Annotated in this window: 16 protein-coding genes; 8 read left to right on the top strand and 8 right to left on the bottom strand. The window is 66.1% G+C overall.

The window, feature by feature from the left end; translation table 11 throughout:
* Positions 1–37: 37 nt before the first annotated feature.
* The 7 genes from QTN24_RS14195 to QTN24_RS14165 all read right to left on the bottom strand — a co-directional run bounded on the left by QTN24_RS14195 (position 38) and on the right by QTN24_RS14165 (position 5,010).
* Positions 38–481: a hypothetical protein gene (locus tag QTN24_RS14195; protein ID WP_124684373.1), complete on the bottom strand. Its 444-nt coding sequence runs from the start codon at positions 479–481 to the stop codon at positions 38–40.
* A gap of 211 nt (positions 482–692) precedes the next feature.
* The gene (locus QTN24_RS14190; RefSeq protein ID WP_313837780.1) at positions 693–986 is read right to left on the bottom strand and encodes a hypothetical protein; all 294 of its coding nucleotides are present in this window, start codon (positions 984–986) and stop codon (positions 693–695) included.
* Between the two features lie 219 nt (positions 987–1,205).
* Entirely contained in the window at positions 1,206–2,000 is a 795-nt protein-coding gene (locus QTN24_RS14185) for a peptidylprolyl isomerase (RefSeq protein WP_124684371.1), read from the bottom strand.
* A gap of 35 nt (positions 2,001–2,035) precedes the next feature.
* Positions 2,036–2,320, bottom strand: a complete 285-nt coding sequence (locus QTN24_RS14180; RefSeq protein WP_313837779.1) for a BolA family transcriptional regulator — start codon at positions 2,318–2,320, stop codon at positions 2,036–2,038.
* 46 nt (positions 2,321–2,366) lie between these two features.
* Entirely contained in the window at positions 2,367–2,921 is a 555-nt protein-coding gene (locus tag QTN24_RS14175; protein ID WP_313837778.1) for a septation protein A, read from the bottom strand.
* 93 nt (positions 2,922–3,014) lie between these two features.
* On the bottom strand, positions 3,015–3,422 hold the full coding sequence (gene msrB / locus QTN24_RS14170) for a peptide-methionine (R)-S-oxide reductase MsrB (RefSeq protein WP_124684368.1): 408 nt from the start codon (positions 3,420–3,422) through the stop codon (positions 3,015–3,017).
* 37 nt (positions 3,423–3,459) lie between these two features.
* On the bottom strand, positions 3,460–5,010 hold the full coding sequence (locus tag QTN24_RS14165; RefSeq protein WP_313837777.1) for a protein adenylyltransferase SelO: 1,551 nt from the start codon (positions 5,008–5,010) through the stop codon (positions 3,460–3,462).
* 433 nt (positions 5,011–5,443) lie between these two features.
* Here QTN24_RS14165 and QTN24_RS14160 point away from each other — a divergent pair, with 433 nt between their 5' ends.
* The 6 genes from QTN24_RS14160 to QTN24_RS14135 all read left to right on the top strand — a co-directional run bounded on the left by QTN24_RS14160 (position 5,444) and on the right by QTN24_RS14135 (position 12,331).
* Positions 5,444–7,069 (top strand): 3-(methylthio)propionyl-CoA ligase, encoded by a 1,626-nt coding sequence (locus QTN24_RS14160; RefSeq protein WP_313837776.1) that lies wholly within the window; start codon positions 5,444–5,446, stop codon positions 7,067–7,069.
* A gap of 145 nt (positions 7,070–7,214) precedes the next feature.
* The gene (locus QTN24_RS14155) at positions 7,215–8,474 is read left to right on the top strand and encodes a branched-chain amino acid ABC transporter substrate-binding protein (protein WP_124684365.1); all 1,260 of its coding nucleotides are present in this window, start codon (positions 7,215–7,217) and stop codon (positions 8,472–8,474) included.
* A gap of 109 nt (positions 8,475–8,583) precedes the next feature.
* Positions 8,584–9,531, top strand: coding sequence for a branched-chain amino acid ABC transporter permease (locus QTN24_RS14150; RefSeq protein WP_124684364.1), 948 nt, complete (start codon positions 8,584–8,586; stop codon positions 9,529–9,531).
* 3 nt (positions 9,532–9,534) lie between these two features.
* Positions 9,535–10,845: a branched-chain amino acid ABC transporter permease gene (locus QTN24_RS14145; RefSeq protein WP_124684363.1), complete on the top strand. Its 1,311-nt coding sequence runs from the start codon at positions 9,535–9,537 to the stop codon at positions 10,843–10,845.
* Positions 10,842–11,621, top strand: a complete 780-nt coding sequence (locus tag QTN24_RS14140; RefSeq protein ID WP_313837775.1) for an ABC transporter ATP-binding protein — start codon at positions 10,842–10,844, stop codon at positions 11,619–11,621. The genes QTN24_RS14145 and QTN24_RS14140 overlap by 4 nt, the downstream gene beginning before the upstream one ends.
* Entirely contained in the window at positions 11,618–12,331 is a 714-nt protein-coding gene (locus QTN24_RS14135) for an ABC transporter ATP-binding protein (protein WP_313837774.1), read from the top strand. Before QTN24_RS14140 ends, QTN24_RS14135 begins: the two co-directional genes overlap by 4 nt.
* Before the next feature lie 65 nt (positions 12,332–12,396).
* Here QTN24_RS14135 and QTN24_RS14130 read toward each other — a convergent pair whose 3' ends face one another.
* Positions 12,397–13,887: an amino acid permease gene (locus QTN24_RS14130; RefSeq protein ID WP_313837773.1), complete on the bottom strand. Its 1,491-nt coding sequence runs from the start codon at positions 13,885–13,887 to the stop codon at positions 12,397–12,399.
* A gap of 521 nt (positions 13,888–14,408) precedes the next feature.
* Between QTN24_RS14130 and QTN24_RS14125 the strand changes: the two genes are divergently transcribed.
* The gene (locus tag QTN24_RS14125) at positions 14,409–16,490 is read left to right on the top strand and encodes a 3-hydroxyacyl-CoA dehydrogenase NAD-binding domain-containing protein (protein ID WP_313837772.1); all 2,082 of its coding nucleotides are present in this window, start codon (positions 14,409–14,411) and stop codon (positions 16,488–16,490) included.
* 36 nt (positions 16,491–16,526) lie between these two features.
* A complete protein-coding gene (pncA, locus tag QTN24_RS14120) occupies positions 16,527–17,195 on the top strand; it encodes a bifunctional nicotinamidase/pyrazinamidase (RefSeq protein ID WP_313837771.1) in 669 nt (222 codons plus the stop codon).
* The last annotated feature ends 31 nt before the right edge of the window (positions 17,196–17,226 follow it).

The following is a 17,226-nucleotide window of genomic DNA, read 5'->3' as shown; positions in this document are numbered from 1 at the left end:
TGATTTCTCCAGTCAGGAAGGTTTGAAAGTGGCGGTCTCAAGTGCCGCCGGTCACGAAGACCACCTGGGCGTACGCATACGCCCCGGCGCTGGCGATACTGAGGACCACGGACAGGTAGAGGACCCGATCGAGTTCCCCGCGCTTGCGCCGGCTTCGCGGATAGGCGTCGAGCGTACCCAGCATGACGAGCAGCGCGTCGGCCACGATCAGCGCCACGTGCAGGCCCATCAACGCCCATGCCATGAAGCTCTCGCCATCGGACTGGTCGATCCAGCATGCCAGCGCATAGCAGGCGCTGGCGCTGATCGGGATGGCTGCCCAGAGCAGTTGCCCGTCCTGAATCGCCCGCCGCACGATGCCCTGGCTGCGCGAACGCGAGAACACGGCCACCTTCGCAAAAGGCAGCAGTGCGAACGGCGCCAATAGTGGAATCGCCACGTTAAAGACGAGCCAGCCGACCAGTGTGGATACCTCTCCCATGTCGTCCCCGAGAGCCGATGGATAGCGCTGCGCGGGGCAGCGATGGCTGCTCGCCCGGTGACAGCGGTGTGATCCTAGGCCGCGGGCAATGGGGCGCCAAGAGGGGTTTTGTGAACTTGTGTGTCCGAAAACCGGGAGCTTGAGTCAGGTCATGAGACGCGTCTCAAAGTGCAACGGGACAGGCGACTTCGGACCGATTTCTCGCCGTGCGTTATGCCGGCGACGCCTGCCCACCCAGCCGCGCGCTCCAGGGGAGGTAGCGGGAATACAGCAGCCGCATGCGGTCGGCGCCGGGCGGGACGGCAATCTCGCCGCGTACTTCCATGAAGGCGATGGTGGCCTGGAGCAGCTTGGACTGCGCGTAGCGGTCTCGCGCGGGCAGATGGCGGTGCAGGTCGCGCCAGCGGCCGTTGGTGCATTCCACGTGTGGCATGCCCAGGGCGCAATAGACGATGCCGCTTGAGTACAGGTGCCACATGTACCAGTAGCCGTTGGTCACACCCATAAGCCTTGAATCTCCGCAACCGGTGACTGGCCGGGACGGGTGTCCGGCCGTGTTGTCGATCCGTCCGATATTACTGACCGGGGCGGGGCAAGGAAACCGGCAAACTGCACCAGTGTGTTACCGAGCGCGCCAAACCGCACCCGGTTGGCCGGCGCGGCGGGCCCGGAAAAGCAAAAACCGGCGCATGGGCGCCGGTTTTCGTTGAGCAAGGGGCCAGGGTTACTGGATCTTGGCCTTGTCCTTGAGCGACTTCATCATCGCCTGGAACTGCTCGCGCTGCCAGGCCTGGTCGCCCATCAGCATTTGCTGAAGCTGGGGCTTCACTTCCTCGAACGACGGGATCTTGGCGTCGCGCACGTCGACCAGTTCGATGATGTGCCAGCCGAACTGCGTCTTGACCGGCGTGTCGGTCATCTGACCCTTCTTCAGGCCGGTCATGGCGGCCGAGAACTCCGGTACGTAGCTGCCGCTGTTGGCCCAGTCCAGGTCGCCGCCGTTGGCTGCCGAGCCGGTGTCCTTCGACGACGACTTGGCCACGTCCTCGAACTTGGCGCCGCCCTTGATCTTGGCGATCAGGGCCTTGGCGTCGGCTTCCTTCTCCACCAGGATGTGGCGGGCATGGTATTCCTTGCCGTTGCCGAACTGGCCCTTGATCTTGTCGTACTGCTTGCGCAGTTCGTCGTCGTTGGCGCCGTGGGTGCGCACGTAGTCCTCGAAGACGGCGCCGGCCAGCACGTTCAGGCGGGCCTGTTCCAGCTGGTCCTGGATGTCGTCCCGTTGCAGGATGCCGCGCTTGGACGCTTCCTGTACCAGCAGTTCCCGATCGATCAGCATGGTGCGTGCACGGTCGCGCAGTTCGGGCGTGGCGGGCTGGCCGGTGCCGGCGATCAGCTTGTCCACCTTGGCCGACGGGATGGGCTTGCCATTCACAACGGCGGCGTTCTGGGCGAACACGGGCAGGCTGCCAGCAGCGAGCACAGCCGCCAGGCTGAACGAGAGGACGGTGGTCTTCATGGGGTCAGGTCTGAGAGTAGCGAGAGCGCGTCGCGTCATGCTTCGCGGGATTGATATTCTTGGTCGGTGTAGGCGCTGACGGCCAGCGCATGGATTTGCGAGGGGAACAGTTCGCGCAGCGCATCATACACCATACGATGGCGCGCCACGCGCGATTGGCCGGCGAACCGGTCGCTCACGATCAGCACGTTGTAGTGGCCCCCGCCAGAGGCCGCGCCGGCGTGGCCGGCATGGGCCGCGCTGTCGTCCTGCACGGTCAGGCGGGTGGGGCGGAGCGCCGCGTGCAGCAGCGTCTCGATGGTGGCGGGATCGGCGGCCATCGGTAGTCCTTCCAATGAATAGTGGGGGGCAGGGGCGGGCGCCGGCTTACTCGGAGCGGCCTTCCTGCGACGGGGTTTCCTGGATGTGGCGCGACAGCCAGACGCTCTGCGCCACGATGAAGACGGCCATCAGCCCCATGCTGCCGAACAGCTTGAAGTTGACCCAGGTGTCCGTGGAGAACTGGTACGCCACGTAGAGGTTCAGCACCCCCATCACGGCGAAGAACGCGGCCCAGGCGGCGTTGAGCTTGCCCCACATCGGCTCGGGCAGCGTCACCTGCTTGCCCATCATCGCGCGGATCAGGTTCTTGCGCCAGCCGATGACCGACGCCACCAGCGTGACCGCGAACAGCCAGTACAGCACGGTCGGCTTCCACTTGATGAACGTTTCGTTGTGCAGCACGATCGTCGCGCCGCCAAAGACGCCGATGATCAGCAGGCTGACCCATTGCATCGGCTCCACCTTGCCGTGGCGCAAACGCACCCAGGCAATCTGCAGCACCGTCGCCACGATGGCCACGGCGGTGGCTTCATAGATGCCGAACAGCTTGAAGGCGACAAAAAACAGGATGACCGGGAACAGGTCGAACAGGAATTTCATGCGGACCAAATCAGGTTGGCGGCCAGGCGCGGTGGCCTGGCCGGGGGCGATCCGCGGGGCGGATCGGACGACGCGCCCGGTGTGCGGGTGGCGTCACCCGCGGTCGGCCGGATCGCGATCGTCGAATTTTAGCGCAGCCGAGTTGATGCAATAGCGCAGGCCGGTCGGCGCGGGGCCGTCCTCGAAGACATGGCCCAGATGGCTGCCGCATTCCTTGCAGCGGACTTCCACGCGGGTCATGCCGTGGCTATGGTCTACATGCTCGGCGATGACCTCGCCGTTGATCGGCCGGAAATAGCTCGGCCAGCCGCAGCCGGCATCGAACTTGGTGGCCGATTCGAACAGCGGCGTGCCGCAGCCCACGCAGTGGTAGATGCCCTGGTCCCAATGGTCCCAGTAGCGGCCGGTGAACGGGCGCTCGGTGGCCGCTTCGCGCGTCACGCGGTATTCGATGTCGGACAACTGGGCACGCCATTCGGCGTCGGTCTTGTTGGTGGTCATCTCGTTTCCTTTGGGGGCAGGCCGCGTGGGGCGCGGCTCAGGACGAACAACTGACTTCGAGCCCCGACGCCCAGTCGGGCGGCAGGGTGGCGTAGCGGGCCGCCTCGGGCTGCTCGTCGAACGGTTTCGACAGCACGGCCAGCAGACGGTCCGTTTCCGAAAAGTCCTTGTCGCGGGCGGCGCGGATCGCGGTTTCGGCCATATGGTTCCGGAGCACGTATTTCGGGTTGACCTGGCGCATTGCAACCCCGCGCGCCGCGTCGTCCGACTGTTCGGCCTGCAGGCGGGCGCGATATTCGGCGGCCCAGGCGTCCCAGGCGGCGCGATCCAGGAACAGGTCTCGCACTGGCGCGTCGCCGGAGGCGTCCTGGGACGCCACGCTGGCCAGATTGCGCCAGAACAGCGTGTAGTCGACGCGATTGGCGTGCATCACGCGGAACAGGTTGGTCATCAGCGTCTCGTCCTGGTCCTGACCGGTGCGCAGGCCCAGCTTGGCACGGTAATGGCGGAAGAACGCGGCGGCATAGCGGTCGCGGAACGGGTCCAGCGCCTCGCGGGCGGCTTCCACGGCCGCTTCCTTGGCGGCTTCGGCGTCGGGCGCGGCGGTATCGCGCCACAGCGGCAGCAGCGCCTGGGCCAGGCAATGCAGGTTCCAGAACGCGATCTGCGGCTGCTGGCTGTACGCGTAGCGGCCCTGCTGGTCGGAATGGTTGCAAATGTGGTTGGCGTCGAAGGCGTCCAGGAAGCCGAACGGACCGTAGTCGATCGTCAGGCCCAGGATCGACATATTGTCGGTGTTCATCACGCCGTGGCAGAAGCCAACCGCCTGCCAGTGGGCGACCATGTCGGCGGTGCGCAGCGACACCTCGCGCAGCAGGTCCTGGTACGGGCTGGCGGCCTCCCGGCAGGCCGGGTAGAAGCGGTCGATGACGAAATCGGCCAGTTGCTTCAGCGACGCGTGGTCCTCGCGCGCCGCGAAATGCTCGAAATGGCCAAAGCGGATGAAACTCGGCGCCAGCCGGGTGACCACGGCGGCGGTTTCCAGCGTCTCGCGCCGCACCGGCGCATCGGAGCCGACGATGGCCAGCGCGCGCGTGGTGGGCACGCCCAGCGCGTGCATGGCTTCGGAGCACAGGTATTCGCGGATCGACGACCGCAGCACCGCGCGGCCGTCGGCCATGCGCGAGTAGGGCGTCAGGCCGGCGCCCTTGAGCTGGATCTCCCACGGGCCGTCGGGCATCTGTGCCTCGGCCAGGCGGATCGCGCGGCCGTCGCCAAGCTGGCCGGCCCAGACGCCGAACTGGTGTCCCGAGTAGACCGTGGCCAGCGGATCGGCCCAGTCGGGCACGGCGTTGCCGATGAAGGTGTCCAGGAAGCGCGGGTCCTGTCTGGCGGCGGCCAGCCCCGGGGCATCCCAGCCCAGCAGGGCGGCGGCGGCCGGCGCAGCGCTGACCAGATAGGGCGAAGGCAGCGGCGTGGGCGCCAGCCGCGTGAAAAAGCGCTCGCCCAGCGCCGCCATGCCCGGGGCCGTGGCAAAGGGCACGGCGAACGGGATGCGCGGCGGGACGTCGGTGGAATCAGTAGGCATCGTATGCGCTGGCGTGGGGGCGGGTGGTGGCCGTTGAGCGGCCCGGTGCAATCGCTGGCCGGGGCGTGCGCCGGATGGCATTGCCGCGGGCCCCGTTCGGGTGCACATAGACGGCGTGCATGACGCTAGGGGAAAACGACATATTGAGACACATCAGGGCTCGCAGTATTGTACTTGCACCGGTTTTCCCCTGTCGGCCAAGGGTTGTCCGCTGCTCGTAGACCATTCAAAAAACGACGCATATGGTGGACATCAATCCCGTGCATGGCAGGGTACGCGTCTGGGTTGTGAGAGAGAGACCCCCCTTCGCGTCAGTCCACCAAAATCACCAACAAGTTTCTTCATTTTTGTCGATGCTTTTGCAGGGTGTGGGAAAGATCGGCCAAAAATAAGAACGGTTGTTCGTTTTCTTCCGAACCAAGGAGACCGTTTCATGGCATTGATGGGTCAAATGATGAGCGCGCCGCTGCTCATTTCCTCCATCATCAAGCACGCTGCGCGCTACTACGGCAGCACCGAAATCGTCTCGCGGCGAACAGAAGGAGATCTGCATCGCTACACCTACCGGGAATGCGAACTGCGCGCCCGCAAGGTGGCGCAGGCGCTGGAGGCTCTGGGCGTGCAGCAGGGCGACCGGGTGGGCACGCTGGCCTGGAACGGCTACCGCCACCTGGAGATCTACTACGGCGTCTCGGGCATGGGCGCGGTCTGCCACACGATCAATCCGCGCCTCTTTCCGGAGCAGATCGCCTACATCGTCAACCACGCCGAAGACCGCTATGTCTTCTTCGATGCCACGTTCCTGCCGCTGGTGGAGGGCGTGGCGCCGCACTGCCCGAACGTGAAGGGCTGGGTCATGATGTCCGACCGGGCCCACATGCCGGCCAGCCCGAAGGTGGAACTGCTCTGCTACGAGGACCTGATCGACGCCCAGGACGGCGCGTACACCTGGCCGGCGCTCGACGAGAACCAGGCGTCGAGCCTGTGCTACACGTCGGGCACCACGGGCAATCCCAAGGGCGCGCTGTACTCGCACCGGTCGACGGTGCTGCACTCGTATGCGTCGGCGCTGCCCGACGCGCTGGGCTGCTCGGCCAAGGACGTGATCCTGCCGGTGGTGCCGATGTTCCACGTCAACGCCTGGGGGCTGCCGTACTCGGTGCCGCTGGTGGGCGCCAAGCTGGTGTTTCCGGGCGCCAAGCTGGACGGCGCATCGCTCTATGAACTGTTCGAGCAGGAAGGCGTGACGTTCTCGGCCGGCGTGCCGACGGTCTGGCTGGGCCTGCTCCAGCACGTGCAGGCCAACAAGCTCAAGTTCTCCACGTTCCGCCGCACGGTGATCGGCGGATCGGCCGCGCCGCCGGCGATGATCCGCGCGCTGGAGGCGCTGGACGTGGAAGTGATCCACGCCTGGGGCATGACCGAGATGTCGCCGCTGGGCACGTCGTGCAAGCTGCTGGCGCGCCACAAGGATCTGCCCGAGGACGCCCGGCACAAGATCCTGGAAAAGCAGGGCCGCGTGATCTACGGCGTCGACATGAAGATCGTGGACGGCGAGGGCCAGGAACTGCCGTGGGACGGCAAGGCGTTCGGCGACCTGCTCGTGCGCGGCCCGTGGGTCATCGACCGCTACTACCGCAACGACAACGATCCGCTCGTGGATGGCTGGTTCCCGACCGGCGACGTGGCCACCATCGACGACGAGGGCTACATGCAGATCACGGACCGCAGCAAGGACGTGATCAAGTCCGGCGGCGAGTGGATTTCGTCGATCGACGTCGAGAACGTGGCCGCCGCGCACCCGGCCGTGCACATGGCCGCCTGCATCTCGGCCTATCACCCGAAGTGGGACGAGCGCCCGCTGCTGGTGGTGGTCCGGCGCCCCAACATGGAGGTCACGCGCGAGGAACTGCTGGCCTTCTTCGAAGGCAAGGTCGCCAAGTGGTGGATTCCGGACGACGTGGCGTTCGTCACCGAGATTCCGCTGACGGCCACCGGCAAGATGCAGAAGCTGAAGCTGCGCGAGCAGTTCAAGGACTACAAGCTGCCCTCCGCCTGAGGCGGCGCGCCGCCGGGCCGGATGGTCCGGTCAGGCGGCAGGCATTTGCGGTGCCCCACCGGGGCAAGCGCAGACGCGGCCGCCCGCGCGAGGAGGGCGCGGGCGGCCGCCAATCGCCAACGACAACAAAGTGAAGGAGACAGGTATGACGACGTTGCGTCCGCTGGTAAGAAGTGTGGCTGCGGTGGTTGCACTGGGTTCGGCGCTGGCTTCGGGCATGGCGGCCGCCGAAACGGTGAAGATCGCCTTCATCGATCCGTTGTCGGGGCTGATGGCCCCCGTGGGGCAGAACCAGCTCAAGAGCTGGCAGTACGTGGCCGACGTGGCGAACCAGAAAGGCTGGGGCGGCGCGCACAAGTTCGAGGTGGTGGGCTTCGACAACAAGCTGAGCCCGCAGGAAAGCCTGACCATCCTCAAGCAGGTGGTGGACCAGAACATCCGCTACATCGTGCAGGGCAACGGGTCGTCGGTGGGCCTGGCGCTGGAAGACGCGGTGGCCAAGCACAACGAGCGCAACCCGGGCAAGGAAATCGTCTACCTGAACTACGCGGCGGTAGACCCGGACATGACCAACAGCAAATGCAGCTACTGGCATTTCCGGCTGGACGCCAACTCGGACATGAAGATGGAGGCCCTGACCACGTTCCTGGCCAAGGACCCGAACGTCAAGAAGGTCTACCTGATCAACCAGAACTACTCGTTCGGCCACCAGGTGGCCCGCGCCGCCAAGGACTACCTGAAGCGCAAGCGGCCTGACATCCAGATCGTCGGCGAGGACCTGCACCCGCTGGCCCAGGTCAAGGACTTTGCGCCGTACGCCGCCAAGATCAAGGCGTCGGGCGCCGACACGGTCATCACCGGCAACTGGGGCAGCGACCTGGCGCTGTTGATCAAGGCGGGCAAGGACGCCAGCCTGCCGGTCAACTACTACACCTACTATGCCGCCACCACCGGCGTGCCGACGGCAATGGGCGCGGCCGGCGCCGAGCGCGTCAAGTACGTGGGGTACTACAACCCGAACAACCAGACGTTCCGCGGCGCGGACATCGTGGAGGGCTACAAGAAGAAGTACAACGACGATTTCTACGTGATGGCGTCGTACACGGGCATCGCCATGCTGGCCAAGGCGTTCAAGGACAGCGGCTCCACCGATCCGGTCAAGGTGGCCAAGGCCATGGAAGGCATCAAGGTGGAAAGCATGAACGGCACCGTGGAGATGCGCAACACGGACCACCAGGCCCAGCAGCCGCTGGTGGTGGCCACCTGGACCAAGGTCAACGGCAAGGACATCAAGTTCGACCAGGAAAACACCGGCTATGGCTGGAAGACCGAGGCGGCGCTCGACCAGTTCGTGGCGGCGCAGCCCACCTCGTGCCAGATGAAGCGTCCGGGCAGCGGCGGCTGATACCGGGGCCACGACGTGGGATGGGGTTCCCCGTGACGCGGGAACCCCCGACAATATGGCTTTTGCCGGGTTGCGTTCCAGCTCCGGGAACCGCCCTGAGGGACTTGCCGTGGAATTCTTCGTCATCTCGCTACTGAACGGCATCAGCTATGGCCTGTTGCTGTTCATGCTGTCATCGGGGCTCACGCTGATCTTCAGCATGATGGGCGTGCTCAATTTCGCGCACGCCAGCTTCTACATGCTGGGCGCCTACTTTGCCTACACGCTGGCCACCAAGCTGGGCTTCTGGCCCGCGCTGATCCTGGCGCCGCTGCTGGTGGCGGGCGCCGGCGCGCTGGTGGAGCGGTTCGGACTGCGCACCGTCCACAAATACGGCCACGTGGCCGAGCTACTGTTCACGTTCGGGCTGGCCTACCTGATCGAGGAAGGCGTCAAGCTGGTCTGGGGCCTGGCCGCCGTGCCATACCGCATCCCGGCCGAGCTCGACGGGCCGCTGTTCACGGTCTTCACCTCGTCCTTCCCGAAATACCGCGCCTTCATGATGCTCGTGTCGCTGGGCATGCTGGTGGCGATCTACCTGGTCCTCACGCGCACGCGCATCGGGCTGGTGATCCAGGCCGCGCTGACCCATCCGGAGATGGTGGAGGCGCTGGGCCACAACGTGCCGCGCGTGTTCATGCTGGTGTTCGGCGGCGGGGCGGCGCTGGCGGGGCTGGCCGGCGTGATCGGCGGCAACGCGTTCGTGACCGAGCCGTCGATGGCGGCGGCCGTTGGGTCCATCGTCTTCGTGGTGGCGGTGGTCGGCGGCATGGGGTCGCTGGTCGGCGCGTTCATCGCGTCGATCCTGATCGGGGTGCTGCAGACCTTCGCGGTAACCATCGACGCGTCGCTGGCCGGGCTGTTCGGCAGCTTCGGCTGGCCGGTCACAGACGCCACGCCGCTCAGTTCGGTATGGAAGCTGACCGTGGCGCAGGTGGCGCCCGTGCTGCCGTACCTGCTGCTCGTGGTGATGCTGATATTCCGCCCGCGCGGGCTCATGGGTACCCGGGAGAGCTGAGCGATGGAGTCCACGACGATGCAACAACGCTCCGAGCCCGTGGTCACGGGACGCACGCTGCGCTACCGCCCGCTGAACCTGGCGCGCTGGGTGATCTGGACGGCCACCGCGCTGCTGATGTTGGTCATGCCGCTGATCTTCACCGGCGGGTTTGCGGTCACGCTGATGTCCCAGATGGGCATCATGATCATCTTCGCGCTGTCGTACAACATGCTGCTGGGCCAGACCGGCATGCTCTCGTTCGGGCATGCGGTCTATTCCGGCCTGGGCGCGTTCATCGCCGTGCACGTGCTGAACATGGTCGGCGCGGGCAAGGTTTGGCTGCCCGTGTCGATGCTGCCGCTGGTGGGCGGGCTGGCCGGCGCGTTCTTCGGCGTGATCTTTGGCTACGTGACGACCAAGAAGTCCGGCACGACGTTTGCCATGATCACGATGGGCATCGGCGAGATGGTGTTCGCCAGCTCGCTCATGTTCCCGGACTTCTTCGGCGGCGAGGGCGGTATTTCGACCAACCGCGTGGTCGGCGACCCGTTCCTGGGCATCACCTTCGGCCCCGGCCGGCAGGTGTACTACCTGATCGCCATCTGGTGCTTCCTGTCGATGGTGGCGATGTACGCGTGGACGCAGACGCCGCTCGGCCGCATTGCCAACGCCGTGCGCGACAACCCCGAGCGCGTGGAATTCATCGGCTACAACACCCAGCGCGTGCGTTACCTGGTGCTGATCCTGTCCGCGTTCTTCGCCGGCATTGCCGGGGCGCTGTCGGCCATCAACTTCGAGATCGTGTCGGCCGAGAACGTCAGCGCGGTGCGCTCGGGCGGCGTGCTGCTGGCCGCGTTCATCGGCGGGGCGGGCGTGTTCTTCGGCCCGGTCATCGGCGCCATCGTGTTCACGCTGTTCGCCGTGGCGCTGTCGGACCTGACCAAGGCGTGGCTGCTGTACCTGGGCCTGTTCTTCGTGATGATGGTGATGTTCGTGCCCGGCGGCATCGCAAGCCTGCTGCTGATGCAGTTGCCGCTGGTGGCCCGCAAGCAGTTTGGCCGCATGCTGCCGTCGTACGCGCAGGCCGGCGTCGCGGGGCTGGTGCTGCTGGCGGCCGCCATCCTGACCGTCGAGATGGTCTACAAGGTCCAGGTGGACAGCGCCAACGGCACGGCGATGTCGCTGCTGGGCATCGGTTTCGACGCGGGCACGCTGGCGCCGTGGATCGTGGCGGCCGTGCTGTGGGCGGTGGGCTTCGTGGCGTGGCGCTGGACGGGCGGCAAGGTGCGGGCCGAGCTGGACGCCATCCAGGCCGAAACGGGGAGGGCATGACCATGGTCGCACTGGAACTTTCCGACGTCCGCAAGAAATTTGGCCAGACCGAGATCATCCGCGGCGTCACGCTGTCCATCGGCAAGGGCGAGCGCCACGCGCTGATCGGGCCGAATGGCGCGGGCAAGTCCACCACGTTCAACCTGATCTCCGGGCGGTTTTCGCCCACGTCGGGCACCGTGAAGCTGAACGGGCAGAGCATCGCCGGCCTGCGGCCGTTCGAGATCAACCGGATGGGGCTGTCGCGCAGCTTCCAGATCACGAATATCTTCCACCGGCTGTCGGTGTTCGAGAACCTGCGCTGCGCGGTGCTCTGGGCGCTGGGCTACAAGTATTCGTTCTGGCACCGGCTGTCGGCACTGCGCGACGCGAAGGAGCGCGCCGAGGAGGTGCTGGAGCTGATCGGCATGCAGCATCGCCGCAACACCCAGGCCGGCTTGCTGACCTACGCCGAGCAACGCGCGCTGGAGATCGGCATCACCATCGCCGGCGGCGCCGACGTGATCCTGCTGGACGAGCCCACCGCCGGCATGAGCAGGTCTGAATCTGACCATGCGGTCGAACTGATCCGCAAGGTCACGGCCGGCAAGACGCTGGTGATGGTGGAGCACGACATGAGCGTGGTCTTCGGGCTGGCGGACCGGATTTCGGTGCTGGTCTACGGCGAGGTCATCGCCACGGACACGCCCGAGGCCATCCGCAACAACCGCCGCGTCAAGGAAGCCTACCTGGGCACCACGCTCGACGAACACGCCGAAGAAGGAGCGCTTGGATGAGCCAGCCCATGCTCGAAGTCACCGGCCTGCATGCCTACTACGGCAAAAGCCACATCCTGCACGGCGTGGACGCCCACATCGACGACGGCGAGATCGTCGCGCTGCTGGGCCGCAATGGCGTGGGCCGCTCGACCATGGCCAAGGCCATCCTCGGCATGGTCCGCGCCGAGGGGTCGGTCCGCTTTCGCGGCCAGGAGATTCTGGGCCGCCGCACGTTCGAGATCGCGCACGCCGGCATCGGCTACGTGCCCGAGAACCGCGACATCTTCCCCACGCTGACCGTGCGCCAGAACCTGCTGCTCGGCGAGAAACGCAACCCGCGCCAGCAGACGCCGCGCTGGAGCGTGGACGACATGTTCCGCATGTTCCCGCGCCTCAAGGAACGCGAGAATACGTCGGCCGGCGTACTGTCCGGCGGCGAACAGCAGATGCTGACGCTGTGCCGCACCCTGATGGGCGACCCCGACCTGATCCTGATCGACGAACCCACCGAGGGCCTGGCGCCGATGATCGTCACACTGGTCGGGGATTTCCTGAAAACGCTCAAGGAGCGCGGCGTCTCGGTGCTGCTGATCGAACAGAAACTCGCCATCGCGCTGGATATCTCGCAGCGCGTCTACGTGATGGGACACGGCCACATCGTGTTCGAAGGCACCCCGCGCGACCTGAAGGCCAACGCGCAGGTCAGGAAGGAGTGGCTGGAGGTGTAGGGCGGGGATGGCCACGTTGCTGACGATCAAGGGGGCGTCGGTGGCCGCGGCGATCACACTGCCTGCTACCCCTTCCTCTCAATATCGAACGGCATGTCTTCATAGGCGACAACCCGCGACTTCCGCACCAGCCGATAGCCGAGCCACAACGCCAGGAACACCGGCACGCCGATATAGGTGGCGACGATTTCCTGCCAGCGGCCCGGGATGTCGGTGAAGGCCTGGTAGTTCTGGCCGCCCACGATGGCCAGGCACAGGACGCCGGCAAAGATCGGGCCGAACGGGTAGAGCGGGGAGCGGTAGGCCAGGTCGGTGACCTGGTAGCCCTGGGCGATCAGGCCCTTGCGGAAGCGGTAGTGGCTGACCGCGATGCCGAACCATGCGAAGAAGCCGGTCATGGCGGAGGTGTTGAGCAGCCACAGGTACAGCGCCTTGTCGCCGAACAGCGAACTGAAGAAGCAGAGCGCCCCGACGGCCGTGGTGGCCAGCAGCGCGTTGAACGGCACGCCGTTGTTGGTCAGCCGGGCGAAGGCCCGGGGTGCGCGGCCGCTGACGGCCAAGCCGTACAGGATGCGCGTCGAGACGTACATGCTCGATGTGCCGGCCGACAGCAGGGCGGTCAGGATCACCGCGTTCATGACGCCGGCCGCGAGCGCCAGGCCGGCGTGGCGGAACACCAGCGCGAACGGGCTGACGCCCACGTCGGTCACGTCGTTACGCAGCAGGCTCGGGTCGGTGTAGGGAATCAGCACGCCGATGATCAGGATCGCCAGCACGTAGAACAGCAGGATGCGCCAGAACGTCTGGCGGATGGCGCGCGGGATGGTGCGCGACGGATCGTCGGCCTCGCCGGCCGCCACGCCCACCGTTTCCGTGCCGAGGAACGAGAAGCCCGCGATCATCGCCACCATGAACATGCCGGGCAGGCCGCCCACGAACGGCGCCTCGCCGATGGTGAAGTTGTGCCAGCCCGACTGTGGCCCGCCCTGCAGGATGCCGAAGATCATCAGCACGCCGACGATCAGGAACACCGTGACGGTCACGATCTTGATTAGCGCGAACCAGTACTCCGCCTCGCCGAACCCGCGCACCGAGAAGGCGTTGAGCGCGAACATCAGCGCCAGGAAGCCCGCGCTCCAATAGATGCCTGGCACGTCCGGGAACCAGTACTGCATGACCAGTTGCGCGGCCGTCAGCTCCACGGCGATGGTCACGGCCAGGCTGAACCAGTAGTTCCAGCCCAGCGCGAAGCCGAATCCTTCCTCCACGTACAACGCGCTGTAGGTAACGAACGATCCCGCCACCGGCATGTGGACGGCCAGCTCGCCCAGGCTCGTCATCAGGCAGTAGACCATCAGCCCGATCAGGCAGTAGGCCAGCAGCGCGCCGCCCGGGCCGGACTGGGCGATGGACGCGCCTGAGGCCACGAACAGCCCGGTGCCAATGGCGCCGCCCAGGGCGATCATCGTCAGATGGCGCGCCTTGAGCTTGCGGTGCAGGTCGTCGTGCTCGACGACCGGATGCTGGTGTGTGTCGGAAGTAGGGTCGGAAGACATCAGGGTCGCTGGGTCGTCAGGCGCGCGGCATTGCACGTTGGCTTTCTGAGCCAGGGCAGGCGCGCATCCGGAAAAACGAAAGGCGCGAGTTTACCGGCTCTCGCCGCCCACGATTGGAGGTCGGCGTCAAATAATCGAGTCGTGCTTCGTCGCACCGCGCTGCAAGTGCCTCTTTCTCCATAATCGGCGTCTTCGAACGCCGCGCTCTACGGGTTCCCCCTGAGGGTTTCGGGGTGCCTGCAGGCTCAACATGAACGGCGGAAAACTGCGACATGAAGGCCGCGCATGACGCGCTTTCCATCGCAGAAAATTGAAATTGAACGACCGTGCTATTTTGTGTATGCTTGTTCCGCTCTCCAGCCCCCGGGGCTTGTGGCACAAGGGATTGCGGGCCCGGCCGGGCCGGCGCCGATAGTCCTGGCGGTACCCATAGCAAGAACTCCATTCGAGAATTCGAATCCCGAGACAACCCATGAGCCCCTAGGAAGAACGAAGGGCTCCCAGCTACCAAAGGAACGCGTATGACAGCGCAGTATCAGGTACAGGACGGCGTAGCCGTTATCACGCTCGACAATCCCCCCGTCAACGGGCTCGGTCACAGCACCCGCCTGGGCATCGTCGAAGGCTTGACCCGTGCGCTGGACGATGCCGCCGTCAAGGCCGTCGTCATTACCGGTGCCGGCAAGGCGTTCTCGGGCGGCGCCGACATCCGCGAATTCAACACCCCCAAGGCCACGCAGGAGCCGACGCTGCATTCGGTGATCCGCGCGCTGGAAGCGTCGACCAAGCCGGTCGTGGCCGCGATCCACTCGGTCGCCATGGGCGGCGGGCTGGAACTGGCGCTGGGCTGCAACTACCGCGTGGCCGCCAAGGGCGCCCAGATCGCGCTGCCCGAAGTCAAGCTGGGCCTGCTGCCGGGCGCCGGTGGCACGCAGCGCCTGCCGCGCCTGATCGGCCTGGAGCACGCGCTGAACATGATCGTGTCCGGCACCGCCATTCCCTCGGAAAAGTTTGCTGGTTCGAAGCTGTTCGACGAGATCGTCGATGGCGACGTGCTGCCGGCCGCCGTCAAGTTCGCGCAGAACGTGGCCGCGGCCCCCGGCCCGTACCCGAAGGTGCGCGACCTGAAGGTGCGCCACGAGAACGCCGAGGGCTTCCTGGCCTTCGCCAAGAACACCGTGGCCGCCGTGGCCAAGAACTTCCCGGCCCCGTCGAAGTGCGTGGAAGCCGTGGCCGCATCGCTCAAGCCGTTCGAGCAGGGCCTGAAGGAAGAGCGCGAAGGGTTCATGTACCTGGTCGGCACGCCGGAATCGCGCGCGCTGCGTCATGCGTTCTTCGGCGAGCGCGCCGCCAGCAAGATCCCGGACGTCCCCGGCGACACGCCGGTGCGCAAGGTCGAGAAGCTGGCCGTGATCGGCGCCGGCACGATGGGCGGCGGCATCACCATGAACTTCCTGAACGCCGGCATCCCCGTGACGATGCTGGAAACCAAGCAGGAAGCGCTGGACCGCGGCGTGGCCACGATCCGCAAGAACTACGAGAACAGCGCCAAGAAGGGCAAGCTGACGCAGGAAAAGGTCGAGCAGCGCATGGGCCTGCTGACCACCACGCTGTCCTATGACGACATCAAGGACGCCGACATGGTCATCGAGGCCGTGTTCGAGGAAATGGGCGTCAAGGAAATCGTCTTCAAGAAACTGGACGAAGTGATGAAGGACGGCGCCATCCTGGCGTCGAACACGTCGACGCTGGACGTCAACAAGATCGCGTCGTTCACCAAGCGTCCGCAGGACGTGGTGGGCATGCACTTCTTCAGCCCGGCCAACGTGATGAAGCTGCTGGAAGTGGTGCGCGGCGACAAGACCGGCAAGGACGTGCTGGCCACCGTGATGCAGATCGCCAAGAAGATCCGCAAGACGGCCGTGGTGTCGGGCGTCTGCGACGGCTTCATCGGCAACCGCATGATCGAGCAGTACAGCCGCCAGGCCGGCTACCTGCTGGACGAAGGCGCGCTGCCCGAGCAGGTGGACAAGGCCATCGAGAAGTTCGGCTTTGCCATGGGCCCGTTTCGCATGGGCGACCTGGCCGGCAACGACATCGGCTGGGCCATCCGCAAGCGCCGCGCCGTGGACAAGCCGGACATCCAGTACTCGAAGACCGCCGACAAGCTCTGCGAACTGGGCCGCTTTGGCCAGAAGACCGGCGCGGGCTGGTACGACTACAAGGCGGGCGACCGCAAGCCGTACCCGAACCAGCAGGTCAACGAGATGATCGTCGAGCATTCGAAGGAACTCGGTATCACGCGCCGCAAGATCTCCGACGAGGAAATCGTCGAGCGCCTGGTGTTCGCGCTGGTCAACGAGGGCGCCAAGATCCTGGAAGAGGGCATTGCCTCGAAGGCGTCGGACATCGACATGGTCTACCTGACCGGCTACGGCTTCCCGCTGTTCCGCGGCGGCCCGATGCTGTACGCGGACCAGGTGGGCCTGTTCAACGTCGCCCAGTCGATGAAGCGCTATGCCAAGGGCTACCACGGCGAAGCCTGGACCGTGGCGCCGCTGCTGCAGAAGCTGGCCGACGAAGGCAAGGGCTTCAACGGCTGACCGGCCCGGACGGAAACGGACAGGGAGACCGCAACCATGGCCTACGGCGCGCAGGACTGCCTGCTGGTGATCGACGTGCAGAACGACTTCATGCCCGGGGGCGCGCTGGCCGTGCCGCAGGGCGACGAGGTGGTGCCCGTCATCAACCGGCTGGCGCGGGCGTTCGAGCATGTGGTGCTGACGCAGGACTGGCATCCGGCCGGCCACGCGTCGTTTGCCACGTCGCACGCCGGCCACGCGCCGTTCCAGACCACCAGGCTTGCCTATGGCGAGCAGGTGCTGTGGCCCGACCACTGCGTGCAGGACACGCCGGGCGCGGCGCTGCATGCCGGGCTCGACGTGCCGCATGCGCGGCTGGTGATCCGCAAGGGCCACCAGGCTGGCGTGGACAGCTACAGCGCCTTCCTGGAAGCGGACCGCGCCACGCGCACCGGCCTGGCCGGCTACCTGCGCGAGCAGGGCGTGCGGCGCGTGGTCTGTGTGGGCCTGGCGACCGACTACTGCGTGGCCTGGAGTGCGCTCGATGCGCGCGCCGCCGGCTTCGAGGCGGTGGTCGTCGAGGATGCGTGCCGTGCCATCGACCTCGACGGGTCGCTGGCACGGGCGTGGCAGGACCTGGCCCGGGCCGGCGTCCAGCGCACGACGTCGCAGGCGTTGCTCGTCAGCACCAGCGGCCCGCACAACCCGTGGCTGCCCGAATCCTGATCCGCGACCCGTCCGCCCCGAGCGCTACCCA

Origin of the sequence: Cupriavidus sp. SZY C1 (assembly GCF_032190535.1) — a bacterium.
Lineage (GTDB): Bacteria > Pseudomonadota > Gammaproteobacteria > Burkholderiales > Burkholderiaceae > Cupriavidus > Cupriavidus pauculus_C.
This window is presented reverse-complemented; position numbering and strand designations above follow the sequence as displayed.